A 25391-nucleotide genomic window follows, 5' to 3' on the forward strand; every position below is an offset into this window, starting at 1 on the left:
TTCCTGCGGCCGTTAACCCCGGCGCCCGGCGGGCTGCGTTAAGTCCGGGATGGACCCCGCCGTCTCGCCTGCCCCACCCCAGCCCCGGCTGCCTGCGCACGATGGTGTCCGACCCGCCAACTCCGCCAGGGTCGGCAGCGGGTTTCGGCCTTCCGCGGCGGCCGCGCTGCAAGCACAATGGCGGCCGATGACGCAGCGCCCGCCCCCGGCCCCTGACGCCGCCTCTCTCAGTGACGAGGCCTTGATGCTCGCCTATGCGGGCGGGGATCCGCGCGCCTTCGCGACGCTTTACGAGCGCCACGAGCGTGCCGTCTATCGCTTCATCCTGCGCCGCATCGGCACCCTGTCGGGCACCGGCGTGGCCGACGAAGTGCACCAGGAGACCTGGTTCGCCGTGGCCCGGCAGGCGCCGCAGTACCAGCCGAGCGCGCGTTTCGCGGCCTGGCTCTACACCATCGCGCGAAGCCGCATCATCGATCACGTGCGCCGCCTGCAGACCCAGGGCGGGCCCTGGCGCTCACTCGACGATGAGGGCAGCGGCGACCAGCCCGCGCTGGCCGAGGCCTTGCCGGCCGACGGCGCCAGCGAGCCGCTGCAGCAGCTGCAGACCCGCCAGCAGGCGCGCGCCTTCCTCGCCGCGGTCGACGCGCTGCCGCCCGAGCAGCGCGAGGCCTTCCTGCTGCAGGCCGAAGGTGAGCTGAGCCTGGAGGAGATTGCCGCAGCGACCGGGGTGGGCGCCGAAACCGCCAAGAGCCGGCTGCGTTACGCGCGTGCCAAGCTGCGCCAGGCCCTGGCGGCCTGGCTGTGAAGGAAGCCAGGTGACAGACCACGACCCGACCCGGCCCGAGGAGCCGACACCCGACGGCGATGCGCTGACCGGGCAATACCGCGAAGCGGTGCGGCTGGCCGACACGGCCCGCCCCGGTGTCGAGGTGCGTGCCGCGGTCCTGGCCGAAGCCGCCCTGCAGGCGAGTGCACGCTCGGCGGCCGCCGTGGCGGCGCCCCTGCCGCCCGGGCCTCCCGCCCAGCCTGCCGCGAATGACAGCCGGTGGCGCTGGCGCGCGGTGGCCGGCCTGATGGTGTTCGGCTTCGCCGGCCTGCTCGCCTTGCAGGTCCAGCAGACGCCGCAGGACGCGGAGGGTGACAAAGCCGCCGTCCCCGCGGACGTGGTGGCGCAGGCGCCCGCCCCGCAGGCCCGCGCTCCGCAAGCTCCGGCAGCCGACGTCACGTCGGAGCTGCCAGGGGCACTGCGTGAATCGCTTCCCGCGGCACCGCCCGCCGCCGGGCCGGCGCCACCCACACCGGAACCCGCCTCGGGCCTCGCCCGTGAGCGCTACGCCCTGGAGCGTCAGGCGCCCCCCCCTGCAGCTGCGCCCGGCGCTGGGCATCAGGCACCTGGCGCTGCAGCCGCCCCTGCCGGGCCCAGCGAGGAAGCCGCCGTGGCGGACGCCCTGTCGCGCTCGCGCCCTGCGCCGCTCGGCCTGACCCGGCCGCAGGACACTTCGCAGCCGCCTCCTGCGGCCGCCCCCGCTCCGCTTGCCGCTGCGCCCGAGGCCGAAAGCCGTGACGACCCGGCCCGAAACCTGGCGCGCGCGTACCGGCAGGCACAGGCGGCGCAGCGCGTTGCGCCGGCGTCCCTGCCCCGCCAGCCGGCCGCCGACCTTGTCGCACTCGCCGAGGCGGGCGACACCACCGCGCTGCGCGAACGACTGGCCCGCGGCACCGACCCCGACAGCCGCGACGCCCGCGGCCGCACCGCGCTGGCAGCCGCCGCCGAGGCCGGGCAGTCCGACGCCGTGGCCCTGCTGCTGCAGGCCCGGGCCGACCCCCGGCTGCCCGACGCTCGCGGACGGACCCCGCTGGAACTGGCGCGCCAGCACGCCGACCCCCGCGCCGCGCGTTTGATCGAGGCCGCGCTGGCGCGTTGAGCCGCGCGGGAGACCCCCGGCGCCTCGCCTTGTGCCCGCCTCATTGTTCGCTCAGGAGGACCCGCCATGCAGGCCACCCGCAACCCCTTCGCCGACCAGCCCGAGACCTACGCGAGTGCCCGCCCCCACTACCCTCCGGCGCTGTTCGACTGGCTGGCGTCGAGTTGCCGGCGCCGCGCGTCAGCGTGGGACTGCGCCACCGGCAACGGCCAGGCCGCCTTCGACCTCGCGGCCCGCTTCGAACAGGTCTTCGCGAGCGACATCAGTGCCGAGCAGATCGAGCATGCCAGGCGGGCGCCGAACCTCCATTACTCGATCCAGCCGGCGGAACAGACCGACTTTCCGGACCACCGCTTCGACCTCGTCGTCGTCGCCCAGGCGCTGCACTGGTTCAACCCGGCCGCGTTCTGGCCCGAGGTGCGGCGTGTCGCCAGGCCGGGGGCGCTCTTCTGCGCCTGGGGCTATGACAGGCTGCACACCGACGCCGAGGTGGAGCATGGCCTCGTCGCTCCCCTGCTGCGCACCCTCGCTCCGTTCTGGGCCCCCGGGAATCGCATCCTGTGGGACGGCTACCAGGACCGCGACACCGCCTTTCCCTTCGAACGGATCGCCACGCCGGCTTTCAGCATCGAGATGCACTGGACCTTGCAGGCGTTGATCGACTACATGCAGACCTGGTCGGCCTACCAGAGAAGCCGCGCCGATACAGTGGCGACGGCCGCCATGGATCAGCTGTTCGCCGACGCCAGGCAGCTGACGCCCGAGGGCGCAACGCTGCGCGTGTCGATGCCCTTGAAGATGGTGGCGGGCTACGTGCCGGGTCGGGCCTGATCCTGTCGGCCGTCGGCACGACAAACACAAACGTGACGGGCTCCACGCCCGTCCCGGTCCTCGGAAAAGTTCCGGACTGGCGCGCGATCGGACATTAGGGCACAATACGTCCCGGGCGCCGCGAACAGCGGCGCTCTTCGTTCATCCCCTCTGACCCTTTCAAGCCGGGCACCGCCACAGGTGCACCTCTGCCGCGTCTTGAGTCCTGGTTGGCGGCGATGCCGTCGCACCACCGACTCGGCCCTTGCGGCCTCCATCGATTCGCGACTCCACCTGAAGGTCCCGCGGGCTGCTTGTTTCAGCCATGCGGACTGCAGCGCTTTGACGTGGCTCACCGGCCACCGGTGCTGGCTTTTGCTTGAAAGAAAGTCATGACGTTTGCTTCCCTGGGTCTGAACCCTGCCATCCTCCAGGCCGTCGAGGCCGCGGGCTACACCGCCCCCACCGATGTGCAGGCACAGGCCATCCCTCAGGCCCTCGCCGGTCACGACCTGATGGTCTCCTCCAGCACCGGCAGCGGCAAGACCGCTTCCTTCGTGCTGCCGGCACTCGAAGGCATCATCGCCGCCCGCGGCGACAACACCAAGCGCCGCGAAAAAGGCGTGGTGCACGGCCCGCGCGTGCTCGTGCTGGCGCCCACCCGCGAACTCGCGATGCAGGTCTCCAAGGCCTTCATCACCTACGGCCGCAGCGTGCAGGGCCTGCGTGTCGCGACCATCGTCGGCGGCGTGCCCTATGCCGCCCAGCTCAAGGCCCTGCGCGGCCCGCTGGACGTGCTGATCGCGACCCCCGGCCGCCTGCTGGACCACCTCGGCTCCGGCAAGGCGGTGCTGGACAACGTGCAGATGCTGGTGCTCGACGAGGCCGATCGCATGCTGGACATGGGCTTCATCGATGACATCACGACCATTGCCGACGCCCTGCCCGAGCAGCGCCAGACGGTGATGTTCAGCGCCACCTTCGCCGGCCACGTCGGCGGCCTGGCCCAGCGCCTGACGCGTGAGCCGCAGCGTATCGACGTCGCTTCGCACACCGACACCCACGCCAACATCGAGCAGCGTCTGCACTGGGCCGACAGCATCTCGCACAAGAACTCGCTGCTGGAAAGCATCCTGGCCGAGCGCGAGCTGGACCAGGCCGTGGTGTTCACCAGCACCCAGCGCGACGCCGACTGGCTCGCCGACCGCCTGGCCGAGATGGGCCATGCCGTCGCCGCACTGCACGGCGGCATGCCGCAAGGCCGTCGCAACCGCGTGCTGCAAGGCCTGCGCATGCGCCAGCTGCGCGTGCTGGTCGCGACCGACGTGGCCGCGCGCGGCATCGACGTGCCCACCATCACGCACGTGATCAACTACGGCCTGCCGATGAAGGCCGAGGACTACGTGCACCGCATCGGTCGCACCGGCCGTGCGGGCCGCGACGGTCTTGCGATCACGCTGGCCGAGCGCCGCGACACGCCGATGATCCGCCGCATCGAGCGTTTCACGACCCAGCGCATCCCGGCCCAGGTCATTGCCGGCCTGGAGCCCAAGACCCCGGAGCCGACCGAGCGCAAGAAGCCCGAAGGCTGGAAACCGGGCATGGGCAAGGCCGGCTTCAAGCCGCGCCGCGACTTCGCACCGCGTGGCGACTTCGCGCCCCGTGGCGAGTTCGCCCAGCGCAGCGAACACCGCGGTGCGGGCGGCGCTGCGCGCGACCGCAGCCCCTTCGACCGCGCGGCCCAGCCGGCGCGTCGCCAGCACGACGACAACTGGTTCGAGCCGGTGCGTGCCCACGACACGCCGCCGCATGCCCGTGACGCCGCCCGCGGCCACGGCCACCAGAAGCCCTTCGGCGCGGCCAACCACGCCAAGCCGCACGGCGATCGCCCGGCCGGCGGCCCGAAGTTCGGCAAGCCCGCCGGTCAGAAGTTCGGCGGCGGCAAGCCTTTCGGCGGCAAGCCCTTCGGCAGCAAGCGCCGCGAAGGCTGATCGCCTCGCTTCGGCGAACGAGCACGGCAAGCCGGGTCCCCGTGACCCGGTTTTTTTTCGCCTGCCCGATGTCCGGCGCGCAAAGCACGGGCCGGCGCTCGCCGGCCCGTGCGTGCACACCGCCTGTCCGGCCCGCCGCACCGGCGGCGTTGAAAAGCGCCCCGGCAGACCCAGGTGATGCCCATCCGCTCACGCGACACCCTGGGGGCCCACTTGCCACTGCTCGTCCTGTTTATCCTGGCGGCCCTCTTCATCGGCTGGGTGCTCAGCGGCCCGGCCCGCCTGGCGCGCCGCCGTGCGCGCATCTGCCGACAGCCCTTCCCGGCCGCATGGCGCACCATCCTGCGACGGCGCGTGCCGCTCGCCGCCAAGCTGCCGCCGCCGCTGCAGTTGCAGCTGAAACGACACATCCAGATTTTCCTGGCCGAGAAACGCTTCATTGGCTGCGCCGGCCAGCCCATCGACGACGAGGTGCGCGTCACCATCGCGGCCCAGGCCTGCCTGCTGCAGCTCAACCGCGCGGCCGACCACTATCCGCGGCTGCGCCAGGTGCTGGTCTACCCGGGCGCCTTCGTGGTCGACCGCGTGCACAGCGAGCCCAGCGGCATCCTGCGCGAGGAGCGCCAGGTGCTGTCGGGCGAGTCGTGGTCGCAGGGCCAGGTGATCCTGTCGTGGCAGGACGTGCTCGAAGGCGCGGCGATCGCGGACGACGGCCGCAATGTCGTGATCCACGAGTTCGCCCACCAGCTCGACCAGGACAAGGGCAGCGCCAACGGCGCGCCCCACCAGGCCGGGCGCCTCCGGCGCGAGCGCTGGGCCGCCGTGCTGAGCGCCGAATACGCCCGCCTGCAAGCCAGTGTGGCCGAGGGCCGGGCCGGGCTGCTGAGCGACTATGCCGCGACCAACCCGGCGGAGTTTTTCGCGGTGGCTTCGGAGGTGTTTTTCGAGCAGGGCCGCGAACTCGCGGAAGAATGCCCGGAGGTCTACCGCGAACTGAGCGAGTTCTACCGGCTCGACCCGCGCAGCTGGTAGCCACGCTCAGGCCGGAGCGTCGGCGAACAGCGGGTGGCGCATCGCCTCCTCCATGCTGAGCACCGGGCTGACGCAGCAGTCGGCCGGCTCGAAGCGGGCGGTCCAGTGGGCCTGGGTCTCGCGGGCGAACAGCGCCGCCACATCGGTCTGCAGCGCCCGCGCATCCTCGCCCCCGACGGCCTGGCCCAGCGACCAGTGCCGTTCGCCCCACTCCGGGCGGCCCAGCACCTCGCAAACGCGACGCCAGAACTTCAGCTCCAGCGCGCCCACCGCCATCCAGCGCGCGTCCTGGGTGCGATAGAGGTTGTAGCAGGGGGCGCCGCCGGTCAGCAGGTCGGCGCCCGGCGGCGGGGCATGGCCACTGCGCTCGACCTGCAGACGCGGCAACAGGTGGTGGGCGTGCACGACGTGCGCCATCGAGATGTCGACGTGCCGGCCACGGCCATGGCGCTGCACGCCCAGCAGGCCGGCCAGGATGCCGGCGACCGCGGCCTGGGTGCCGCCGAAGAGGTCGGCAATCTGGAAGTTGGGCAGCACCGGCCGGCCTTCGCGCGTCGCGATCTGCTGCAGCACGCCAGCCTGCGCCAGGTAGTTGATGTCGTGCCCGGCGCATCCCGCCCAGGGGCCCTGCCGGCCCCAGCCGCTGATCGAGCACATCACGAGGCGTGGGTTGGCGGCCCGCAAGGCAGTCCAGCCGAGGCCCAGGCGGTCCATCACGCCGGGCCTGAAACCCTCCACCAGCACGTCGGCGTCGCGCACCAGCCCGAGCAGCGCCTCGCGGCCGGCCGCGTCCGCCAGATCGATGCGCTGCAGCCGCTTGCCCTCGTTGAGGCGCCGAAAAAACAGGCTCGGCTGCCCTGCAAGGCGCTCGTCCTCGGTCTGCATCAGCACCCGCGCCGGATCGCCGGGCCCCGGGTCCTCGATCTTCAGCACCTCGGCACCGAGGCGGCGCAAGTGCCAGCAGGCATAGGGCCCCGGCAGCAGCCGGCTCAGGTCGAGGACCCGGACGCCGGCCAGCGGCGCGTCGTCGTCGTCGGCCTGGCCGGCGGCCGTCATGTGCGGCGCCGCCTTATTCGAAGCGGCCTTCGCGCAGCCACTTGGTCGCCACCCACTTCTCGCCCTCGATCACGGGGGCGCCGCCATGCAAGGTGCGGGTGGCCGGGTGCGGACGGTCATAGCTGAAAAACACCGCGTTGCCCTTGACCGGCGCGACCTCCAGCTTGATGTCGGGAAAGGTCGTGGCGCCGCCCTTGGCCGGGGTGTTCAGGTAGATCACCAGCGTGCCGACCCGCTGGCCGCCGCGCTTGAGCACCGTGGCGGTGCCGGCCTGGGCCGGGTCGAAGTAGTCGTAGTGTGGCTTGTACTCGGCGCCCGGGCGGTAGCGCAGCACCTGCAGCCCCTCGCCGTTCTCGACCGGCCAGCGCAGCAGCTCGGCGATGCGCCGCTCCAGGCGTTCGCACAAGGCGTTCTCGCCGCGCTGAAAAAACATGCCATCGCTGGTGCGGGCCTCGTTGATCTCGCTCGTGCCGGTCTCGTTCTTGACCGTCTCGGAACGCGCCAAGCGGGACCCGGCCTGCGCCATCAGCTGATCGCACTCCTCGTCCGTGAGCAAGCCGCCGAAGACGACCACACGCGGGTCCTGCATGTTCAGCAGCACCTTCACCTCGTGGCCGCTGATGTTCAGGGTGCTGGGCGACTGCTGCAGCTCGGGCTCCGGCAGGGGTTTCGACTCGGGCGGCAGGCCGGCCTTCAGCGCTTCCAGCTGGCCCTGGCCGCGCAGGTGGGCTTCCAGGGTCTGCTCCATCGCCTGGACCGCTACCTCTTCCTGCCATCCGCTGTCGAGCATGGCCTGCAGCACGGAGTCCGGCGTGTGGCCTGCGGTCGCCTGCTCGATGATCCACTGGCGCAACTGGGGGGTGATCTGTTGGGCACTCATGCGCGCGATTTTGCAGGAAGCGGCGCCCTCCGCCATCGGGACCGGCCCCGGAGGCGTTACACCAGTTTGCGGCGGAACACCAGGCGGTCGGGCTGCGAGAGCCCCGCTTCATAACGGTAGCCCTCGCTGTCGAAAGCGTGCAGCCCGGCCGGCACGTTGACCCGCTGCTCGATCGCGAAGCGCGCCATCAGGCCGCGCGCGCGCTTGGCATGGAAGCTGATGATCTTGTAGCTGCCGCCCTTCCAGTCCTCGAAGACGCACTGCACCACCCGGGCCTTGAGGGCCTTGCGGTCCACCGCCTTGAAGTACTCCTCCGACGCCAGGTTCACCACCACCGGCGAGATGTCGCCGGCCAGGCGCTGGTTCAGATGTTCGGCAATCCTTGCACCCCAGAAGGCATAGAGGTCCTTGCCGCGGGGGTTGGCGAGCCGCGTTCCCATCTCCAGCCGGTAGGGCTGCATCAGGTCGAGCGGGCGCAGCACGCCGTAGAGGCCGCTGAGGATGGCGACGTGCTGCTGGGCCCAGTCGAGCTGGGACTCGTCCAGGCGGGCGGCGTCCAGTCCTTCGTAGACGTCGCCGTTGAAGGCGAGCACCGCCTGTTTCGAGTTTTCCACCGTGAAGCGCGGGCTCCAGGCCGCGTAGCGGGCCACGTTGAGGCTGGCCAGGGCGTCGCTGAGCGACATCAGGGTGGCGATGTCTGCGGGCGTCTTCTGCCGCAGCACCTCGATCAGCTGGGTCGCCTGCTCGACGAACAGCGGCTCGCTGTGGCGGCGGGGGCGCGGCGGCGTTTCGTAGTCCAGGGTCTTGGCAGGCGACAGCAGGAAAAGCATGACGGAAAAGTTCAAGGGTTCGGGATCGCGGGGCGCAAGGTTACCAGTGCCGGCCCCGGTAGGATGCCGGCATGCACAAGCTCCCTTCGACCGCCTCGCCCTGCCCCTGCGGCCGCGGGCGGACCTATGCGGCCTGCTGCGGCCGCTGGCACTCCGGACCGCTGCACCTGCAGGCGCCCGATGCCGAGGCGTTGATGCGCTCGCGCTACAGCGCCTTCGTACTGCAACTGCAGGACTACCTGCTCGCCACCTGGCACCCCGACACGCGGCCCGCCTCACTCGGCGCCGACGAACCCGGCCTCAAATGGCTGGGGCTGGAGGTGCGCCGCCACGAACGGCAGGACGACGACCATGCGCGCGTCGAGTTCGTGGCACGCAGCAAGCTGGGCGGCCGGGCCCATCGGCTGCACGAGCTCAGCCGCTTCGTGCGCGAGCAGGGCCGCTGGTTTTATGTTGACGGCGAGCTGTACTGAGCCCCCGCACGCCATGGCCTCGCCTCCGCGACTTCCGGTGCTCTACCTCGACGAGCGCATGGTCGCCGTGCACAAGCCGCCGGCGCTGCTCGTACACCGCACGCCGCTGGCGCGCGACGACGAGTTTTTCGCGCTGCAGTTGGTGCGCGACCAGCTCGGCGGCAGCCATGTCTGGCCGGTGCACCGGCTCGACCGCGGCACCTCGGGCGTGCTGCTGTTCGCGCGCGACGCCGCCACGGCCCGGACGCTGAGCCTGCAATTCGAGTCGCAGGCCGTGACCAAGACCTACCTCGCCTTGGTGCGGGGCTGGCCGGCGGCCGAAGGTGTCATCGACCATGCGCTGGCCCGCATCGAGGAAGACCGCCCCGACGAGTCGCGCGGCATCAGCGAGGACGCGCAACAGGCGCTGACCCGCTGGCGGCGGCTCGCGACACTGGAGACCGAGTCCTCGCTCGGCCCCCATCCGACCAGCCGCTACGCGCTGCTGGAAGTGAAGCCCGAGACCGGACGCCAGCACCAGATCCGCCGCCACCTCAAGCACATCAGCCACCCGCTGATCGGCGACGCCACCTACGGCAAGGGCCCGCACAACCGCTGGTGGGCGGCCCGGCTGGGGATCCAGCGGCTCTGGCTGCACGCGGCCGAACTCCGGCTCGCCCACCCCGTGAGCGGCGAGCCGCTGCGGCTGGCAGCGCCGCCCGGCGCCGATTGGCAGGCCCTGCTGGCCCAACCCGGCTGGCAGTGAGAGGCGGGCGCCCCTGCAGGAGCGAGGCGCCCCGCGGGTGCCTCGCTCATGCAGGTCGGCGCCGACTCAGCGGGCCGCGATGACCTGGGCCGCGGCATTCACGACCGCGGCAATGCGGCCGATGTCCCGCAGCTGCTGCACGCTGTAGCCTTCCTTCTTCAGCAAGTCGTAGTGCGACTTCACGCAGAAGTGGCACTTCCCGACGATGGAAGCCGCCAGCGCATAGGCCTCGAACTTTTTCTTCTCGACGCCGCCGCTGGTGGCGTAGGCGTTCATGCGCAGTTCGGCGCGCACGGTCTTCAGCTCGGCATCCTCGGCCATCTCGACGAAGGGATACCAGGCGTTGTTCATGCCCATCAGCGCGGCGGCCGTCAGGGCCGCGTTGCGCTCCGCTTCGGGGGTGTTGGCGCTCAGGACGTCGACGATGTCCTTGCTCTTGGCCGCGAAAGCCGCCGCCAGCGCGCAACCCAGGGCGTCTTCGGCCGGCAGGCTGGAGCGTGCGATGGTGCCGTCGATGTTCAGCCGGATGTCCTTGGCGTAGTCGGGGATGAGATCCTTGATAGCGCTAAGGAAGTCCATCGACTTCTCCTAAGTATTTGGGCTGAAAAAACCCGCCGAAGGCGGGTTTCGCGAGCGTGCCGATCAGAGCGTGCTGCCGCCGACGCCGCGATTGCAGGGGCACAGCTCGTCGGTCTGCAGGCCGTCCAGCAGTCGCAGGATTTCTTCGGGCGAGCGGCCGACGTTGAGGTTGTTGACCGAGACGTGCTGGATGGTGTTGTCCGGGTCGACGATGAAGGTGGCGCGCAGGGCAACACCGGCTTCCCGATCGCGCACGCCCAACTGGTCCACCAGCGACCCGGTGACGTCGGCGAAGGCGTAGTGGTTCAGGGCGTTGAGGTCCTTGTGCTCACGGCGCCAGCCCAGCTTGCAGAACTCGTTGTCGGTCGAGCCGCCCAGCAGCACCGCGTCGCGGTCGGCGAAGTCCTTCTGCAGCTTGGCGAAACCGACGATCTCGGTCGGGCAGACGAAGGTGAAGTCCTTCGGGTAGAAGTAAATGATCTTCCACTTGCCCGGGAAGGACTGCTCGGTGATGGTCTCGAAAGCGGATTGGCCGTTTTCTTCGTGGTGGTTGAAGCCAGGCTTCACGCCAACCACGGAAAAAGCTTCGACCTTGTCGCCGATCGTTTTCATTAATAACTCCTGTTTGAGCGGTAGAAGGAAGTGATCAATTGATCATGGCGGAGGCCTGTGTTTTTCCGCATTGGTTTTGCCTAAGCGCCTCACTGGACGTCGGGCTGGAAACACTCGCCGCCGTGCCGTGAAGCAGGCCCAAGGCCAGTTGCTGCTGGCGGCTGCCCCGGCGGGCCAGGCCGTCGAGGGTGGCGAAGTGATGGGCGCCGGGCAGGACCTCGCAGACAGGGACTGCAGTTGGCCCCCAAGCCGCACGGATCAGGGCATTCTGGCGCTGGAACTCTTCGGTCTCAAGAGCTCCCACGACCGCGAGAAGGGGCACCGCAGGGGCCGGGAAGCCCGCGGGGCTGAGCTTGCGCACCGAACGTGGGGTGAGGCCGAGGTCCATCTGCAGGAAGGGCGTCTGCCGCAGCGGCTCCAGGTCGTAGAGGCCGGAGATCGCCAGCGCTCCCTTCACCAGGCCGGCCGGCAGGGCCGGGGTGCAGTCGGCCCAGCGGCAGCTCAGCAGCATGGCCGCGAGGTGGGCGCCGGCGGCATGGCCGGCGACCACGATGCGGTCCGGATTGCCGCCATAGGAGGCGATGTGGCGCGCGACCCAGCCGAGCGCACGCACCATCTGCATCACGATCTGCTCGATCGTCGCGACGGGGCACAGCGCAAAGTTCGGGATCACGACCGCCGCCCCTTGCTCGACGAAGGCCGGCGCGATGAAGGAGTGGTCGGCCTTGTCGAGCGCGCGCCACCAGCCGCCGTGCAGGAACACCAGCACCGGCGCTCGCGCACGGTGGGTCGGGAAGACATCCAGCGTTTCGTTGAGCCCGTCGCCGTAGCGCACGTCGACCCGGCGCGAGAGTGCCGCACGGGCCTGGGCGGACTGGTGAGCCCAGCTCAGCAAGGTTTGCGAATAGTCCGGAATACGTCCTCGGTTGCTGTATTGGGCGTTGAGCCAGGCTGGATCAGGCTTGCGCTGCATCGGCGTTTCCTCCACGCGATCGTCTCGTCGTTCTGCACGGGTCGTGCACTTCCTAGCTTGCTGACTTCCTATACTGCTGACTGACGGATTTTCACCGCAACAGGGCAAGCACGATGAACCTCACGGTCCTGGGAATCGGCCTAATGGGCATGCCGATGGCCAAGCGCCTGCGCGAAGCGGGTTTTGAAGTGACGGCCTGGAACCGCACCCGCGAGAAGGCTTTGCGGCTCGCGTCGCATGGGGCACGCGTGGCGCATACCGCGGCGCAGGCCGTGCGCGACGCCGACATCGTGATCACCATGCTGGACAACGGCGAGGTGGTCGACAGCGTCTTGTTCGGTCAGGGCGTGGCCTCGGTGCTCAAGCCCGGAACACTGGTGATCGACATGAGTTCGATCAAACCTTCACAAGCCCGCCAGCACGCCGCCCGCCTGCGCGAGCTGGGCATGGCCCACCTCGACGCCCCGGTTTCCGGCGGCACCGTCGGCGCCGAAGCGGGCACGCTGGCGATCATGGCCGGAGGCGAGGCCGCCGACTTCGAGCGCGCCCTGCCCGTCTTCGCCCCGCTGGGGCGGGCCACCCATGTCGGCCCCCACGGCGCGGGCCAACTTGCCAAGCTGGCCAACCAGATGATCGTCGGCATCACGATAGGCGCTGTCAGCGAGGCCCTGCTGCTGTGTGCCAAGGGCGGTGCCGACATGGCGAAGGTGCGAGAGGCGATCCGCGGCGGTTTCGCCGAGAGCCGGGTGCTGGACCTGCACGGGCAGCGTATGGTGGAGAACGACTTCGTCAAACGGGCGGCGCTGACGGTGCAGCTGAAGGACATGCGCAATGCGCTGGACACAGCGTCGGAGCTGGGGTTTGAGGCACCGGTGACGGGTTTGTTCGAGCAGTTGTACGCAAGCGCCACGGAGCACGGCTTCGCGGAACTGGACCACAGTGCGCTGTTCTGCGAACTGGCACGGCGAAACGGGATGCGCTGAGGCACTTGCCACGCCGCCGGGCGATTCCGCTACAATGCCGAGGTTTTCGGGGACGTAGCTCAGCTGGGAGAGCGTCGCGTTCGCAATGCGAAGGTCGGGAGTTCGATCCTCCTCGTCTCCACCAGAACATCACGCCCAACCGGTCTCGGTTGGGCGTTTTTGTTTGGGCGTTTCCCGCGACGGCGCGGGGTTCCGGCCAGTTTGCGAAGGTCGATGCCCTGCCCTTCGCGGCCGGTTTGAGGTCGAGTTCGACTCTCTTTTGCCCCCGTTTCTCTAAAAATCTCAAGCGACTTTCTCGATTCGACCTTCGCAGAAGTCGTTTCGGGACAAGCACTTGCGCGTGTGTCGAAGAGAGCAGTTGCGCATCATCTCGGAGGAGCAAAGCGAAGAGAAAACCGAACCCGCCCATCGGTGACCCCTCCTGCCGAAAAGGACGATGGTCGTATCCCGACCCGTTGCGGCCCTTCGATGAACTTCGGCGGATGGCGGCTGAGCAGCGGAAGCGGACATGCGCCGTACGGCAGAATCTGCCCCATGGCAGTCAAAGATGTCCTGACGCTCGACTTTGAATGCGGGCGAACTCCGCTCTTCGTGAGGCAGACAGTTGCAGTCGCTTTCGGCATCCCGCTGGGACAGGAGTTCACGTGGGACTCTCTGATCTCGCTCGCATGCGATGCCGTTCGAGCCTCTCCACCTCGCCGCATCTCCGTGCTGTCGCTCGTTTACCTCGGCGTCGTCATGCCGGACGAGGCAGAAGGGGTGAGTCGCCTTTTGCAGGCGCTACGACGGATGCACCCTGCATTGGACATCTCCGTCGCGCTGAACCGGTAATGGGGTAGTCCACTTGCTTGGTCCGCTTTCAGCCTTGAACGGACCGCCGGTTTTCAGCCACGGTGCCTGGATGGAAACTGCAAACACTGACGTGAGCGCGAGGAAATGAGGAAATGAATGACGCCTGATCGCCTGCACTGGACGGAGAGTGACATCGAGCGAATCGACGTCAACGAGAGAACCCTCACCGTTGTAGCGTCAAAAGTGTTCGTGCTCGGCGAACACTGTCCGCGGCGGTTGAAAGTCACCTTTCATGGCGTTTGCCGCGCCGAACTTGAAGTCACGGAGTACATCGGGCCTCCGCAAGCGCCGCTCGGATTCGAAGAGCCTCGCAGAGTCCATCTTGTTCCCCGCTCCGACGCAGGAACCGCCAAAACATTCGCCCTAGAAGGCATCTCTACCTTTGATCCGATTGCATGGATTGACCTGGAGCTTGACGCTGAAGGGGCGGTGATCGAAGAAGTGCGCGAATGACGGCTTTCAGCCTGAAGCGGTCGACCGCATTGCAGCGGAAGCGGCGCTTGTTCTGGAGGCACAATCCTTGTCACCCGAAAACCCACTTGTTCGTACAGATGCTCAATCTTCACGCCCCGATCGAGCCAGGAAGATCAGCCGCTGGGTTCAAAATTGGACAGCAACAATCGAGCGTCGAACGCGTGATGAAGCCAGCGCGCAGAGGAACCTACGCGGACGGCTTCAACCTTAACGAGGCGATTTCCGAGAACCGCGGTGTTCTGCTCGTCGAGAATTTCCCCATTGGCGATCGAGGCTTCACTCTCTACTTCGGGCCTGATGTGGTCCGCCTTTGCTTTTCCACCAATGGGCGCCTCGGCTGCATATATACATTCGACGGTTATCTAGGTACATACAACGGGGTGCGGATCGGCGCCCCGCTCTCCCAGCTAACAGGAGCCGAGCCGTTTGAGTTCGACGGCGGGGACGAGATGTACTACCGGGTCGATCGGCAAGGACAGTACATCGCAGGGCTAGCGGTGGTCGCCGCCGAAGCGGATGCGACGGAGCACGAGTCCACTTCAATCGTTGGGTACTGCGTCCACGACTGGACGGTCTTCGATACCGGCGTCCGATAAGAGGTTCGGATCTGAGTTTCGCGATCGGTAGAGGACAAGTGGCAAAGTGTCGTGGTCCAGTTTTTTCGGACACACCGATAGGTAAAAGTGTGGCCTATAGGGTGGCGGCCACTATTTGCTCGTGAACAACCGGCGAGCGGTAGCCGAGCGTGGAGTGCAAGCGCACCGAGTTGTAAAAGCCGACGATGTAGTCGGCGAGATCGGCAGCAGCTTCGAGGTGGTTGGCGGAGCCTGTCAGGATTTTTGTGTTTGGGGCATAGCATCTCGAACAGGAGCATCTATGCCAAGCAAGAAGAAGCCGGCTGCGGCCGCACAGGCGGCACTGCCGTCGATTCCCAAGGAATTGATTGACCAGTTCGTGAAGGGCCCGATGAGCGCCGAGGCGGTCCAGGCCGCCTCGATGGCGTTCAAGAAGGCCCTGATCGAGCGCGCCTTGGGCGCCGAACTGTCGCACCACCTGGGCTACCCGCCCGGGGCCACCAAGCCGGAAGAGGCGGGCAACCACCGCAACGGCACCAGCGGCAAGACCGTGCTGACCGAAGACGGACCGCTGCGCGTGGAAGTGCCACGCGACCGCGAAGGCAGCTTCGAGCCGGTACTCATTCCCAAGCACGAACGGCGCTTTACTGGCTTCGACGACAAGATCGTGGCGATGTACGCGTGCGGCATGACGGTGCGCGAGATCCAGGCTTTCCTGGCCGAGCAGTACGGCACCGAGGTGTCGCCGGAGTTCATCAGCTCGGTGACCGACGCGGTGATGTCGGAGGTGACGGCCTGGCAGAGTCGCCCGCTGGAGCCGATGTACCCGGTGGTGTTCTTCGACGCGCTGCGGGTGAAGATTCGCGAAGACGCGGTGGTGCGCAACAAGGCCGTGTACCTGGCGCTAGGCGTGCTGCCGGACGGCACGCGCGACATCCTGGGGCTGTGGATCGAGGGCACCGAGGGCGCCAAGTTCTGGCTCAAGGTCTTCAACGACCTGAAGACGCGTGGGGTGGGCGACATCCTGATTGCCGTCACCGACGGCCTGAAGGGCCTGCCCGAGGCTTTGGCGGCGGTGTTTCCCGCCACCACGCTGCAGACTTGCATCGTGCACTTGATCCGCAACAGCCTGGACTTCGCCAGCTGGAAGGACCGCAAAGCGCTGGCCGCGGCACTCAAGCCGATTTACAAGGCCGCCAGCGCCGAGGCCGCAGCGGCCGAACTGGATGCTTTTGAGGCGGGGCCTTGGGGTACGAAGTTCCCCACGGTCGTGGCCGCTTGGCGACGCAGTTGGGATCGGGTGATTCCGTTCTTTGCGTTCGCGCCGGCGGTGAGACGGGTGATTTACACAACGAACGCCATAGAGAGCATCCACGCCCAGTTGCGTAAGATCATCAAGACACGCGGGCACTTCCCCAGTGACGATGCGGCCACCAAGCTGCTTTGGCTGGCGCTGCGCAACATCACGGCCGACTGGGGCCGTGCGGCCAAGGAATGGCGCGAAGCGATGAATCAGTTTGCGATCGCCTACGGCGACCGCTTCATAAAGACCGCCGTTTAGCGGCTGGACTTCAGAGCCTCACACACAAAAAATCGGACAGGCCCGTCCTGGGCTTGCTCATCTGTACGTTGGCTGGCTACAAGCTCTTTGCTGCCATTCAGCATGCGGCCGTGCATGGCACCATACTTCTCGGCGACCCTAGGCCCAGTCTTCCCGGTCGTCGAGGCCTTCGGTTTCCTGTCCCGTGGGCTGAAGCTTGGAGCTATCTGGCCGGTTGGATTAGCGTTGCAGTGGGTGGCTTATGCCTCTGCCCGCTCTGGGGCGGTCCCGGACGGTTTGTCGCTTTGGCCGTCTTGCTGTTCTTTGTCGGCTTCATTCTCGTAACCGCTGCGCCCATGCTCGGTTCCGTGACAGGGGTAGCTACCTTCTTCGGTTCGCTCTTTCTAATGATTCTTGCTGCCGCTGTCATCTGCCTCTGGCGATAAGCGTGCTGGTCCTCTCAGCTACCTGGGCCTCGCTGCACCGGTACGCGTCACTGGTCGACGCCTTGACATCAGGCCGCCTGCCGTTCCTCAACAGAGCCGCGAACCAGCTGGCTCGCGACGTTGCAGGGCAGCAGTTCCGCCACCCGATCCACGCGATGTTTGCCGATGTGTTGCAGCACATGCGCCAGGTACGCCTGCGGGTCCAGGCCGTTCAGCTTGGCCGTTCCGATGAGACTATAGAACGTCGCCGCCCGTTCGCCTCCTGCGTCTGATCCGGCGAATAACCAATTCTTCCTGCCGAGGGCCACGGCGCGGATCTCACGCTCGGCCGCATTGTTATCGAGCTCCACCCGCCCGTCCTCGGCGTAGCGCACGAGCGCAGGCCAACGGCCCAGCGAGTAGCGAATGGCCCGGGCAAGTTCGGACTTCGACGAGGAGGCCGCGAGCAGGCCGTCCATCCACCTGCGCAGTGCCTGCAGCTTCGGCACCGCGTGCTCTTGCCTCACCCGCCACCGCTCGTTGGGCGGCCGGCCGCGAACGTGCCGCTCGATCTCGTATAACTCGCCGATGCGCCGCAGCGCCTCGTGGGCCTGCGGCGACTTCGTGGCCTGTTGCAGCTCGAAGACTTGCGCCGCGCATGGGCCCAGCAGCCTGCCTCGACCACGCGGCCTTGCTCGTACAGCGCCTCGAAGCCCGAATAGCCGTCGGCCTGCAGGATGCCAGCAAAGTGCTTCAGATGTTCCTGTGGCCGCTCGCCCTTGCGGTCGGGCGAATATTGGAACCACACCGCCGGCGGCGCCTGGCTGCCCATCGGCCGCTCGTCTCGCACGTACGCCCACAGCCGCCCGGTCTTCGTGCGTCCCTTGCCGGGCGCGAGCACGGCCACCGGCGTGTCGTCGGCGTGCAGCTTCTCGGCGCTGAGCGCGTACTGCTGCAGCGCGTCCATCAAGGGGTCCAGCAGCCGCGAAGCGCTGCCCACCCAGTCCGCCAGCGTCGAGCGCTCCAGCTCAACCCCCTCGCGGGCGTAGATCTCGCTCTGGCGGTACAGGGGCAGGTGGTCGGCGAACTTGCTGACCAGCACGTGTGCCAGCAGGTTCGGGCCCGCCAGGCCCCGAGCGATCGGGCGACTCGGCGCCGGCATCTGGGTCAGGGTCTGGCAGCGCGGGCAGGCGTACTTCGGCCTGACGTGTCGGACCACCTTGAAGCGCTGCGGCACCAGCTCCAGCACCTCGGCCACATCCTCGCCGACGTAGCGCAGCTCGCCGCCGCACTCGCTGCAGCTGCAGGCCGGCTCATGAAGCACCGTCTCGCGCGGCAGGTGCGGCGGCAGTGGTTTGCGTGCAGGGGGGTGATGCGCAGGGGTGGACGGCGCGGTGTTCTGCGCCTCGCCGTCCGGCAGCGCGCTGCACCGGGTCTCGAGGTCTTCGACCAGCAACTCCAGCTGCCCGATGTGCGCCAGGCGCTCGGAACTGGCGCCGAACTTGTCTCGCTTATGTTAGTGGTCTTCCAATAATCCTCAGTCGTGGTCGTCGGATTTTCCCCACCCATCAACGCCAAGGAGCGAGCGATGGAACTGGAAGTTCGATCGGCCTGCGTGCCGGACGGGGGTTGCGCTGCACAGGGCCCGAGGGCGCTGTGCAGCGCGTCGGCCTGCTCAACGTTCCGCCTCCCGCTCGGCCCGGCCGCTAGAACACGGAGACTGCGCTACTGCTCGGCGTTGGATGAGCGCGGATGATCGGCACAGGTACCGGCATGGAAATCGAATTGGGCACGCTGGATGCTAGTGCAGGTTGGGAGAAAGCCGGTCAGCCTCAGGGCAAAAGCCCGTGGTTCAGTCCAAGCTACATCGTTATTTATGTCAGCAGTACGACACTTTGTACACCGGGCAACACCGCCCAGCTTGCAGCGTTCGGCCGGCTATGTGGGGGAGCCGATTCCGGCTACGCCCCCCAAAATTAGCTGTTTCCACGACGGCCCTGCTATCAAATGAAGCCTTCTGGGTGAACCCGGCCCACGGCATCCGCATGCTGCACATCGGCGTGCCCGTCCCTTGCACATTGTCTGAGCTCCAACCGGGCTGTCCCGTGCCAGAGCGGGCCTGCTCAAGCGGCTTCCCATTTCGCATGGTCCCCTAGCACGCAGGGCGCTCTCGCAAGCGCGAGGAGGACTTCCATGAAATCGTTCACCCCGCGGCCGTGGCACGTCGTCGCCCTCATGGCCGGCAGCACCGGACTCGTGCTCAGTCTGTGGCAGGACAGAAGCGTCGCCGACCGGCTGCTGCCGCACGGCTACTGCTTCACCTGGAGTCCGACGCTGCTCGGCATGCACGTCGTCAGCGACGCCCTGATCGGCCTCGCCTACGTCACCATCCCGCTGACGCTGCTGCATCTCGTTCGGCGACGCGGCGACCTGCCCTTCCACTGGATGTTTGTCCTGTTCGCCTTGTTCATCGTCAGCTGCGGGACGACGCACTTCATGGAGGTCTGGACGGTGTGGAATCCGAGCTACTGGCTGTCCGGCAGCGTCAAGGTTGTCACCGCCGGCGCCTCGGTGCTCACCGCGATCGCGCTCATCCGCTTGGTACCACACGCCTTGACGGTCCCGTCAGTCAACCATTTGAAAGCGGCAATGTCAGCGCTGGAGGAAGAGGCCAGTCGTCGCGAGCAGCTACTGGCCGAGGCTGAACGGCTGCGGATTGCCGCTGAGGCAGCAAGCCGCGCCAAGTCTGACTTCCTGGCGACGATGAGCCATGAGATCCGCACACCGATGAATGGCATCCTCGGCACCGCCGACTTGCTCGTGCGGTCGCCGCTGGGCGAGCGTGAGCGTGCATTGGCTGAGACGCTGCTGCGGTCGAGCAAGTCGCTGCTCGGCATCCTGAACGACATCCTCGATCTCTCCAAGATCGAGGCGAACGAGCTGCACGTGGCAGCGGAGGCGTTCGACCCGCGCAGCTTGCTGGAAGAAGTCCGCGATTTGTTCCTCAGCTACGCGGGAAGCAAGGGGCTCGGTCTTACGCTGGACACTGATCCCGCCGTGCCGCACGCCGTGGTCGGTGACGTTGACCGGGTGCGGCAAGTGTTGAGCAATCTGGTCAGCAATGCGGTTAAGTTCTCCGTGGCCGGTAGCGTACAGCTGCGTCTCACGGCCCGCCACGTTGCGGCAGACCGAGCGCTCCTGCGCTTCCAGGTCGAGGACAGCGGGCTGGGCATTCCATCCGAAGCCCGTGAGCGCCTTTTCCAGCCCTTCCGGCAGCTGGACAGCTCGACAGCGAGACGTCATGGTGGCACTGGACTGGGACTGGCGATCTCGCAACGCCTCGTTCAATTGATGGGAGGCACGATCGACTTCAAAAGCACGCCGGGCAAAGGAACCTGTTTCTGGTTCGAGTTGCCCATGCCTGTTTCGGATGCGGTGGCACCGCCCGTCCCGCGGCAGGAGTCTCCTGAATCGCGCTTCGCCCACAGCGGCGCCGCCCCGCTGACGCCGGCGGAGCCCCTGCACCCTTCACCCGGCCCCGGCGCTCCGCGGATCTTGGTGGTCGAAGACAACCCGGTGAACAGTCTTGTGCTCGAGGCACAGCTGGCGGAGCTGGGATGCACTTGCGAGGTCGCCGCCGACGGGGACGAGGCGCTGCGCAGCCTGGAGACCGGTGAGTACGACCTGGTGCTGATGGACTGCATGTTGCCGGGCCTGTCGGGCTACGAGGTGTGCCAGCGCTGGCGCCGCATTGAGCAGGAACGCGGGCGGGGTCGCTTGCCGATCATCGCGCTCACCGCCAACGCCCTCGCCAGCAACGTCGAAGAGGCGCGTTTGGCGGGGATGGACGACTTCCTGACAAAGCCTTGCACGATGGACAAGCTGGGACGCGCCATCCGTCGTTGGCTGCAGCGGGGAGATCACCCCACTTTCTAGGGAATTACAAGGTGGCTGTTCCAGCCCACACTTGCCACACCAGCCGGCGCCTTTCAATGCGGAAGTCCGGCGTGCGTATTGCATCTATTTACAGGCCAAGCGCTGCTGCCATCCAGACTACGGCGTGTTTTCAGACAACTCTCAGGGAAATGAGGTGTCCCAGTTGCTGGGACACCAGCTGGCCCAGCTTCGTGAGAAGCTGGGACGGGCCCGCTGCGCGGCAGCGCATCACCGACCTGGTCTGCTCGGGGAAGTGCTCCTGGCGGCAGGTGGGGTTGTCGCGGTGCGAGAGCGGCTGTTCTTCGAAATGCTAGGCCCACCGGGAGCCGACATGCCGATGCAGCTGTGCTTCAGCCTCTACGGCGCCATGAAAAGCTGGCTGGCCGAACTCATTCTCGTACAGAGTGACCCTGGGACCCTCGCGAGGCCGCTGGAGAAACTGGAGTCAGTGGTCGGCGCCCTGGCCCGCGCTGAAGCGCGGGAGCTCAAAGCGCTGCTCTTGCACCGCCAAGTGGGGGAAACCGAACAGCGATGCTGGCGGCGGGGGTGGAACTGCTTATGGGCCGCCATGTCGGCGCTTCCTCCTCCGTGATCCCGTCCGACTTGAACGAACTCGTACAAGAGGCTCGGCTCGTCTTGTCCTCGCTGGCGCATCCCGGCAGAGTGACACCGCCACGTCGGCCCCGGCGCAATGGGAGGCGCAGCCGATAGCGCTGCCACCACGTCGGAGTCCTCGGCTCCAACCCGTGCGGCTGGTCATCGCCGACTGGTTCATGGCCTTGTACTGGGCTGCGAAGGCGACAGCGTTGGTCGGTGTCTTAAACGCCGACACGGGCTGGGGCTCGACGTTCCTGCCCGCACGGCCCCCTGGCTGCCATCGTCGACTTCACCTTCAACCTCGGCGCCGGCCGGCAACAGACGTCCTCATTGCGTCGACGGGTCAACGAGCGTGATTGGCCCGCCGCAGTGCACGAGCTGCGACGCTGCGTGTACGGAGGAGGCAGAGTGCTGCCTGGGCTGGTGGCCCGCCGAGAGGCGGAGGCGCTGTTACTCGTTATGGCCAGCTGAAGAGCCGACGCCGCAGCGACCGTGTGGCCCTGCCCCCTCCCTTGCTCCCTGTGCCGCTGGTCGCCGTGGAACCTCACTGCAGTCCCTCCTCAACCTGACAACGTCTGTTCCCCAGTTGGATGAATTTGACGCGTAGGGTCCACGGTCTATGCTGCTTCTGGAGCGCAGGCGGTCGATGTGGCTTCAGAAACAGATGATGCACTGCTCACTTGTATGAAGGCAACGTTGCATCTTGCGCCCCTGTGAAATCAAATCACTGGAAAGGGAGAAATGCAGGAGCAAACAAATCAAAGCGCAAGTCCTTCGAAGGACAAACCCGAGCCGGAGCCGAAATCTCTGGACAGGCGCTTTGTTCCCCGGTACCCCCGAGGCAAGCTGCTTGCGCTGATGTCTTTGTTGACATGGACGGTCTTCGCGCTTTCGCTTTTCATCGGCGGCCCGGCTGAACTGAAACGGTTGACCCTAGGAGCGCTTGTGGCTGGCTTCGTTGTTTTGACGTTTCCCAATCTTCATTCACAGAGCCGAGCGGTCCGCTGCGGCCGACCTTCTCGCTCTGCCTAAAAGCCGACGCGCGGCGACACAGTCGGACTACGCGCGTCGAATGTTTTCAATTTACCGTTCTCAGTCGACGGGAAACACCAGCTTTATCTCTGAAGCGTCTCCGTCGGCTAGCGACGCTAATGCGTCTGCCATTTCACGGAGCATTTCATAATTCGTCCGAATGTTGGCGGAGGCTGAAAACGCGATTCCATCAGCCGCTGCGCTGTCGTCCGGAACCGCTAACCTAACTAGAAAACGGACAGCGCCACGAGCACCCTCTGGTGAAACCTTAAAGTAAAGGTGCTCCTGAACAAGTTCTGTTGCCGCTTCGTTCCAGACCCCAGCAGCAAGGCAAGGATAAGGTTCTTCGCCGAGCGGAAACTTCTTGATCGCCTTCGAGAAGTTGTCCAGCTCCGCCATTCTTAGCCACCCTCTTCCTTCTCCAGAAAAATTGCCGGCTCGAAAGCTAATATGGAGTTCCGCAGCGTTGTAGTCACCGGGGTAAATAGAGATGTCCAGTTCTAGCTTCATTTCGATTCCTATTTGAACTTCAGCTCAACGTTCAAACCTCTTCCATTTGTGAAATAGTGAATAGTAATCCTTCGACCATTGGGACAGACATGCTTGTGTTCCATCTTTCTCCAAGGTCCCGCACCATAATGCGCAACGAGCCGAGGCTCATCGCCCATCTGTCCCATAATTGGCACGCCAGCTCCTGCCTTTGCCTCTGCCAGCGCAAGTTGCTCGCAGAGGTCGCCAGGTTCCACGTCGGGTTTCGCCGGTTTACAGACTTGATCGTTGCTGGTGGAGCTTCCTGAGGCGTCTGAGTATATGAGGCCGTTCAGCCACTCGCCCGTAGCCCGTCCCCCCCAACTTCCAAGACGGCCTCCTGCCAACCCTCCTGGAAAGCCTCCACCAGCGGGCCAAATGACTTCCCCGGCAGCAGCGCCGACAATCCGTCCGCCCCACATTCCGACGATTGCACCGACGTCGCCGGCTGGGCTCAAGCCGGCGGCGTCGGTGAGCCGCATTGGGCTTCCTGCTGCATAGCTGTAGGTTCCAAGTCCTCCTGCCAAACCGAGCGGGTCACTCTGCAAATACCGCCCGGTATGCGAGTTGTATGATCGGAAGTAGTTATATGCTGCGGCCGTTTCCTGGTCAAAGTACTGGCCTGGGAACCTGAGGTGAAAATCCAGCCGGTGAGTTGACGCCTGCCCTTGCGGAGCCGAGTTGGCCGCCGCTATGCCGAAGGGCTCATTCAGCACCGCCCACTCCCACCGCTTGACACCCGCCGAGTCGGTGATCAACCGGGGTGTGTTGAGATGGTCGGTGTGAACGTAGCGCACCTGCGGCAGGTTCAGCGGCGTCCCAGTGGTGCGGATCTGCTGGGTTGGCGTCGCGCCAGTGATGACCGCCACAGGCTGGTTCCCCAGCCAGATGTACTCGCGCTTGACCAACTGGTTGGCATCGCGCTCGGCGATGAGTTGGCCGCCGTGGTCATAGTGAAAGTAGGTGTCGCTGTTGCCGACATAGGCCGGCGGACTGTAGGTGACGCCATTTGACGTCAGCGTCGAGCCCGCTTTGCGGATGCGCTGCCCCAACCCGTTGTGACTGTACACGTGCCGTGCCATCGGCCCGTAGCTGACGTTCAGCCGTCCGGTGACGACCAAGCCTTCACCGGTGGTGTAGGTGTAGTTGATGGTGCCCAGCGGGTTGGCCGGGTCCACCGTAATGTTGCCGGTCGTGTCGGTGGTGAGGGTCTGCGCCGGCTGGGCGTCGACCTTCACGCTCTCCAGCCGATTGTTCGTCGCCGGGTAGGTGTAGGTGGTGGTGCTGGCGCCTGCACCGCTGACGATGCGCTGGGTGCGGTTGCCGTTGAGGTCGTAGTCGTAGCTGTAGGTGGCGCTGGGAAGCACCGCCTGGGTCAGACGGTCGAGGTTGTCGTAGCTGAACGTGACCTTGGTCGGCGTGGCGGCCGGGCCGGTGCGGATCTCGGTGATGCGGCTGGCCGGGTCGTAGACCAGGGTGTACTGGGCCTGCTCGGCGCCGATGCCCGGGGCGCCCTGGCCCAGCGTAAAACCGGTGATGCGCCCGTCGAGGTCGAAGCTGCGGCTGTAGCGCTGCACGGGGGTGGTGCTGCCGTTGCCGAAGGTGAAGCTCTTGACGGCGTAGCTGCCGACGTCCAGCGTCTGGTACTGCACGTTGCTGACCACCGCCTGGGCGGTGCTGCCGCCGGGGTCGGTGGTTGTAACGCCGCCGATGCGGCCCTGCGCGTCGTACTGATAGTCAACCTTGCGGCCCGAGGGGTAGGTGAGCCCCAGCAGCCGGCCGGCCTGGGTCCCGCTGGTGGCCCAGCGGTAGCTCAGCGTGTCGGCAGCCGTGCAGGTGGTGGCGGCGCCCCAGAGCTGGCAACGCCGCAGCAACCGGCCGCGGCTGTCATAGGCGAATTCCAGGCGGCTGGTCTGCACGCCGCCGCTGGTGAGCTCGGTGAGGCTGGTGAGCTGGCCGCGGCCGTAGTTCTCGGCACCGGCCGTGGTGCTGTAGGCGTCGTACCCGTGCACGGTCTTAGCGCCGCTCGGCCAGGTGATGGTGGTGGGGCGGTTCAGTGCGTCATAGACGTAGACGATCTTCTGCCCGCGTGCGTTAGTCAGCTCGGTGACGTTGCCGGCGGCATCCACCTTGGTGATGGTGGTGGTGCCGGTGTCGGGGCTGATCACATTCACCGGGTTGCCCAGGCCGTCGACGCCGTAGCTCGTCGTGTTGCGCTTGGGGTCGGTGACGCCGGTGAGCTGGTCGCGCTGGTCGTAGCTGTAGTCGATCAGCGGCGTGCCGGCACCGGCCTTGGGCACCGGCAGTTCTTGCTGCTTGAGCCGGTCGAGGTTGTCGTAGCGCTGGATCGTGACCTGCGCGCGCGGATCAGTGATTTTGGTGCGGTTGCCCTCGGCGTCGTATTCGTACTGGGTGGTGGTGTCCTGCGTGGGCGTCGTCTGTGCCCAGGCCGACAGGGGCAGCACCTGGGCGCTGATCAAGGCGCCGACCAGGGCGCGCTGCGCCCAGGGCCGCGCGTGGCGGGGGTGTCTCATGCGGTC

General features: G+C 66.8%; 23 protein-coding genes, 1 tRNA gene and 2 pseudogenes. 17 read left to right on the top strand and 9 right to left on the bottom strand.

All coding sequences use genetic code 11. From position 1 onward, the window contains the following. Positions 1-187: 187 nt before the first annotated feature. From OOT46_RS07305 to OOT46_RS07325, 5 genes are all read left to right on the top strand, one after another. Complete coding sequence (locus OOT46_RS07305; protein WP_265402932.1) at positions 188-808, top strand: sigma-70 family RNA polymerase sigma factor; 621 nt, start codon at positions 188-190, stop codon at positions 806-808. 10 nt (positions 809-818) lie between these two features. Continuing rightward, positions 819-1928 (top strand): ankyrin repeat domain-containing protein, encoded by a 1110-nt coding sequence (locus OOT46_RS07310; protein WP_265402933.1) that lies wholly within the window; start codon positions 819-821, stop codon positions 1926-1928. A 66-nt stretch (positions 1929-1994) separates the two neighbouring features. After that, positions 1995-2759, top strand: coding sequence for a class I SAM-dependent methyltransferase (locus tag OOT46_RS07315; RefSeq protein WP_265402934.1), 765 nt, complete (start codon positions 1995-1997; stop codon positions 2757-2759). Between the two features lie 371 nt (positions 2760-3130). After that, positions 3131-4729 (top strand): DEAD/DEAH box helicase, encoded by a 1599-nt coding sequence (locus OOT46_RS07320; RefSeq protein ID WP_265402935.1) that lies wholly within the window; start codon positions 3131-3133, stop codon positions 4727-4729. 177 nt (positions 4730-4906) lie between these two features. Beyond that, positions 4907-5761 (top strand): zinc-dependent peptidase, encoded by an 855-nt coding sequence (locus OOT46_RS07325; RefSeq protein WP_265402936.1) that lies wholly within the window; start codon positions 4907-4909, stop codon positions 5759-5761. A gap of 6 nt (positions 5762-5767) precedes the next feature. On the opposite strand, the gene OOT46_RS07330 is transcribed toward OOT46_RS07325, so the two are convergent. The 3 genes from OOT46_RS07330 to yaaA are packed head-to-tail and all read right to left on the bottom strand — an operon-like array spanning position 5768 to position 8527. Then, positions 5768-6817 carry a CaiB/BaiF CoA transferase family protein gene (locus OOT46_RS07330; RefSeq protein ID WP_265402937.1) on the bottom strand — a complete coding sequence of 350 codons (1050 nt, stop codon included), beginning with the start codon at positions 6815-6817 and terminating at the stop codon, positions 5768-5770. A gap of 13 nt (positions 6818-6830) precedes the next feature. Next, positions 6831-7697 carry a 2OG-Fe(II) oxygenase gene (locus OOT46_RS07335; RefSeq protein ID WP_265402938.1) on the bottom strand — a complete coding sequence of 289 codons (867 nt, stop codon included), beginning with the start codon at positions 7695-7697 and terminating at the stop codon, positions 6831-6833. Positions 7698-7753: 56 nt separating this feature from the next. Beyond that, a complete protein-coding gene (gene yaaA / locus OOT46_RS07340) occupies positions 7754-8527 on the bottom strand; it encodes a peroxide stress protein YaaA (protein ID WP_265402939.1) in 774 nt (257 codons plus the stop codon). 71 nt (positions 8528-8598) lie between these two features. Between yaaA and OOT46_RS07345 the strand changes: the two genes are divergently transcribed. Both OOT46_RS07345 and OOT46_RS07350 read left to right on the top strand, forming a co-directional pair. Then, positions 8599-9000 (top strand): YchJ family protein, encoded by a 402-nt coding sequence (locus OOT46_RS07345; protein ID WP_265402940.1) that lies wholly within the window; start codon positions 8599-8601, stop codon positions 8998-9000. Positions 9001-9013: 13 nt separating this feature from the next. After that, positions 9014-9745, top strand: a complete 732-nt coding sequence (locus OOT46_RS07350; RefSeq protein ID WP_265402941.1) for a pseudouridine synthase — start codon at positions 9014-9016, stop codon at positions 9743-9745. A 66-nt stretch (positions 9746-9811) separates the two neighbouring features. Here the strand turns inward: OOT46_RS07350 and OOT46_RS07355 are convergent, their stop codons facing one another. From OOT46_RS07355 to OOT46_RS07365, 3 genes are all read right to left on the bottom strand, one after another. Further along, positions 9812-10324, bottom strand: coding sequence for a carboxymuconolactone decarboxylase family protein (locus OOT46_RS07355; protein WP_265402942.1), 513 nt, complete (start codon positions 10322-10324; stop codon positions 9812-9814). A 63-nt stretch (positions 10325-10387) separates the two neighbouring features. Continuing rightward, positions 10388-10936, bottom strand: a complete 549-nt coding sequence (locus OOT46_RS07360; RefSeq protein ID WP_265402943.1) for a peroxiredoxin — start codon at positions 10934-10936, stop codon at positions 10388-10390. Positions 10937-10970: 34 nt separating this feature from the next. Next, positions 10971-11909 carry an alpha/beta hydrolase gene (locus OOT46_RS07365; protein ID WP_265402944.1) on the bottom strand — a complete coding sequence of 313 codons (939 nt, stop codon included), beginning with the start codon at positions 11907-11909 and terminating at the stop codon, positions 10971-10973. An 80-nt stretch (positions 11910-11989) separates the two neighbouring features. Between OOT46_RS07365 and OOT46_RS07370 the strand changes: the two genes are divergently transcribed. The 6 genes from OOT46_RS07370 (at position 11990) to OOT46_RS07395 (ending at position 16354) form a co-directional block, all read left to right on the top strand. Then, positions 11990-12892 (top strand): NAD(P)-dependent oxidoreductase, encoded by a 903-nt coding sequence (locus OOT46_RS07370; RefSeq protein WP_265402970.1) that lies wholly within the window; start codon positions 11990-11992, stop codon positions 12890-12892. Between the two features lie 48 nt (positions 12893-12940). Beyond that, positions 12941-13016: transfer RNA gene (locus OOT46_RS07375), tRNA-Ala, on the top strand. A 410-nt stretch (positions 13017-13426) separates the two neighbouring features. Then, a complete protein-coding gene (locus tag OOT46_RS07380; RefSeq protein ID WP_265402945.1) occupies positions 13427-13723 on the top strand; it encodes a hypothetical protein in 297 nt (98 codons plus the stop codon). Positions 13724-13840: 117 nt separating this feature from the next. Beyond that, the gene (locus tag OOT46_RS07385) at positions 13841-14197 is read left to right on the top strand and encodes a hypothetical protein (protein WP_265402946.1); all 357 of its coding nucleotides are present in this window, start codon (positions 13841-13843) and stop codon (positions 14195-14197) included. Next, positions 14194-14814 carry a hypothetical protein gene (locus tag OOT46_RS07390; RefSeq protein ID WP_265402947.1) on the top strand — a complete coding sequence of 207 codons (621 nt, stop codon included), beginning with the start codon at positions 14194-14196 and terminating at the stop codon, positions 14812-14814. The genes OOT46_RS07385 and OOT46_RS07390 overlap by 4 nt, the downstream gene beginning before the upstream one ends. A 280-nt stretch (positions 14815-15094) precedes the next feature. Next, positions 15095-16354 (top strand): IS256 family transposase, encoded by a 1260-nt coding sequence (locus OOT46_RS07395; protein ID WP_265402948.1) that lies wholly within the window; start codon positions 15095-15097, stop codon positions 16352-16354. Between the two features lie 493 nt (positions 16355-16847). Here OOT46_RS07395 and tnpC read toward each other — a convergent pair. After that, positions 16848-18271 (bottom strand): annotated as a pseudogene (gene tnpC, locus OOT46_RS07400) (IS66 family transposase); the annotation flags it as partial. Positions 18272-18531: 260 nt separating this feature from the next. On the opposite strand from tnpC, the gene OOT46_RS07405 reads away from it, so the two are divergent. The 4 genes and pseudogenes from OOT46_RS07405 to OOT46_RS07420 all read left to right on the top strand — a co-directional run. Beyond that, a complete protein-coding gene (locus tag OOT46_RS07405; RefSeq protein ID WP_265402949.1) occupies positions 18532-18738 on the top strand; it encodes a hypothetical protein in 207 nt (68 codons plus the stop codon). 213 nt (positions 18739-18951) lie between these two features. Continuing rightward, complete coding sequence (locus OOT46_RS07410) at positions 18952-20694, top strand: ATP-binding protein (RefSeq protein WP_265402950.1); 1743 nt, start codon at positions 18952-18954, stop codon at positions 20692-20694. A 154-nt stretch (positions 20695-20848) separates the two neighbouring features. Continuing rightward, entirely contained in the window at positions 20849-21286 is a 438-nt protein-coding gene (locus OOT46_RS07415; protein WP_265402951.1) for a hypothetical protein, read from the top strand. Between the two features lie 263 nt (positions 21287-21549). After that, a pseudogene (locus tag OOT46_RS07420) lies at positions 21550-21762 on the top strand (glycoside hydrolase family protein); the annotation flags it as partial. A 621-nt stretch (positions 21763-22383) separates the two neighbouring features. On the opposite strand, the gene OOT46_RS07425 reads toward OOT46_RS07420, so the two are convergent. Together OOT46_RS07425 and OOT46_RS07430 are read right to left on the bottom strand one after the other, a co-directional pair. Next, a complete protein-coding gene (locus tag OOT46_RS07425) occupies positions 22384-22833 on the bottom strand; it encodes a hypothetical protein (protein WP_265402952.1) in 450 nt (149 codons plus the stop codon). Positions 22834-22841: 8 nt separating this feature from the next. Beyond that, entirely contained in the window at positions 22842-25385 is a 2544-nt protein-coding gene (locus OOT46_RS07430; protein ID WP_265402953.1) for an RHS repeat-associated core domain-containing protein, read from the bottom strand. Positions 25386-25391 lie beyond the last annotated feature (6 nt).

Origin of the sequence: Aquabacterium sp. A7-Y (assembly GCF_026153205.1) — a bacterium.
In the GTDB taxonomy this organism is placed as follows: domain Bacteria; phylum Pseudomonadota; class Gammaproteobacteria; order Burkholderiales; family Burkholderiaceae_C; genus Caldimonas.

What these genes read in the sequence shown, in the direction of transcription:
- OOT46_RS07325 (WP_265402936.1), top strand. Translation starts at nt 4,907, where the DNA reads ATGCCCATCCGCTCACGCGACACCCTGGGGGCCCACTTGCCACTGCTC.
- OOT46_RS07350 (WP_265402941.1), top strand. Translation starts at nt 9,014, where the DNA reads ATGGCCTCGCCTCCGCGACTTCCGGTGCTCTACCTCGACGAGCGCATG.
- OOT46_RS07430 (WP_265402953.1), bottom strand. Translation starts at nt 25,385, where the DNA reads ATGAGACACCCCCGCCACGCGCGGCCCTGGGCGCAGCGCGCCCTGGTC.
- OOT46_RS07315 (WP_265402934.1), top strand. Translation starts at nt 1,995, where the DNA reads ATGCAGGCCACCCGCAACCCCTTCGCCGACCAGCCCGAGACCTACGCG.
- OOT46_RS07320 (WP_265402935.1), top strand. Translation starts at nt 3,131, where the DNA reads ATGACGTTTGCTTCCCTGGGTCTGAACCCTGCCATCCTCCAGGCCGTC.
- OOT46_RS07385 (WP_265402946.1), top strand. Translation starts at nt 13,841, where the DNA reads ATGACGCCTGATCGCCTGCACTGGACGGAGAGTGACATCGAGCGAATC.
- OOT46_RS07305 (WP_265402932.1), top strand. Translation starts at nt 188, where the DNA reads ATGACGCAGCGCCCGCCCCCGGCCCCTGACGCCGCCTCTCTCAGTGAC.
- OOT46_RS07390 (WP_265402947.1), top strand. Translation starts at nt 14,194, where the DNA reads ATGACGGCTTTCAGCCTGAAGCGGTCGACCGCATTGCAGCGGAAGCGG.
- OOT46_RS07330 (WP_265402937.1), bottom strand. Translation starts at nt 6,817, where the DNA reads ATGACGGCCGCCGGCCAGGCCGACGACGACGACGCGCCGCTGGCCGGC.
- yaaA (WP_265402939.1), bottom strand. Translation starts at nt 8,527, where the DNA reads ATGCTTTTCCTGCTGTCGCCTGCCAAGACCCTGGACTACGAAACGCCG.
- OOT46_RS07410 (WP_265402950.1), top strand. Translation starts at nt 18,952, where the DNA reads ATGAAATCGTTCACCCCGCGGCCGTGGCACGTCGTCGCCCTCATGGCC.
- OOT46_RS07380 (WP_265402945.1), top strand. Translation starts at nt 13,427, where the DNA reads ATGGCAGTCAAAGATGTCCTGACGCTCGACTTTGAATGCGGGCGAACT.
- OOT46_RS07335 (WP_265402938.1), bottom strand. Translation starts at nt 7,697, where the DNA reads ATGAGTGCCCAACAGATCACCCCCCAGTTGCGCCAGTGGATCATCGAG.
- OOT46_RS07365 (WP_265402944.1), bottom strand. Translation starts at nt 11,909, where the DNA reads ATGCAGCGCAAGCCTGATCCAGCCTGGCTCAACGCCCAATACAGCAAC.
- OOT46_RS07355 (WP_265402942.1), bottom strand. Translation starts at nt 10,324, where the DNA reads ATGGACTTCCTTAGCGCTATCAAGGATCTCATCCCCGACTACGCCAAG.
- OOT46_RS07360 (WP_265402943.1), bottom strand. Translation starts at nt 10,936, where the DNA reads ATGAAAACGATCGGCGACAAGGTCGAAGCTTTTTCCGTGGTTGGCGTG.
- OOT46_RS07425 (WP_265402952.1), bottom strand. Translation starts at nt 22,833, where the DNA reads ATGAAGCTAGAACTGGACATCTCTATTTACCCCGGTGACTACAACGCT.
- OOT46_RS07345 (WP_265402940.1), top strand. Translation starts at nt 8,599, where the DNA reads ATGCACAAGCTCCCTTCGACCGCCTCGCCCTGCCCCTGCGGCCGCGGG.
- OOT46_RS07405 (WP_265402949.1), top strand. Translation starts at nt 18,532, where the DNA reads ATGGAAATCGAATTGGGCACGCTGGATGCTAGTGCAGGTTGGGAGAAA.
- OOT46_RS07395 (WP_265402948.1), top strand. Translation starts at nt 15,095, where the DNA reads ATGCCAAGCAAGAAGAAGCCGGCTGCGGCCGCACAGGCGGCACTGCCG.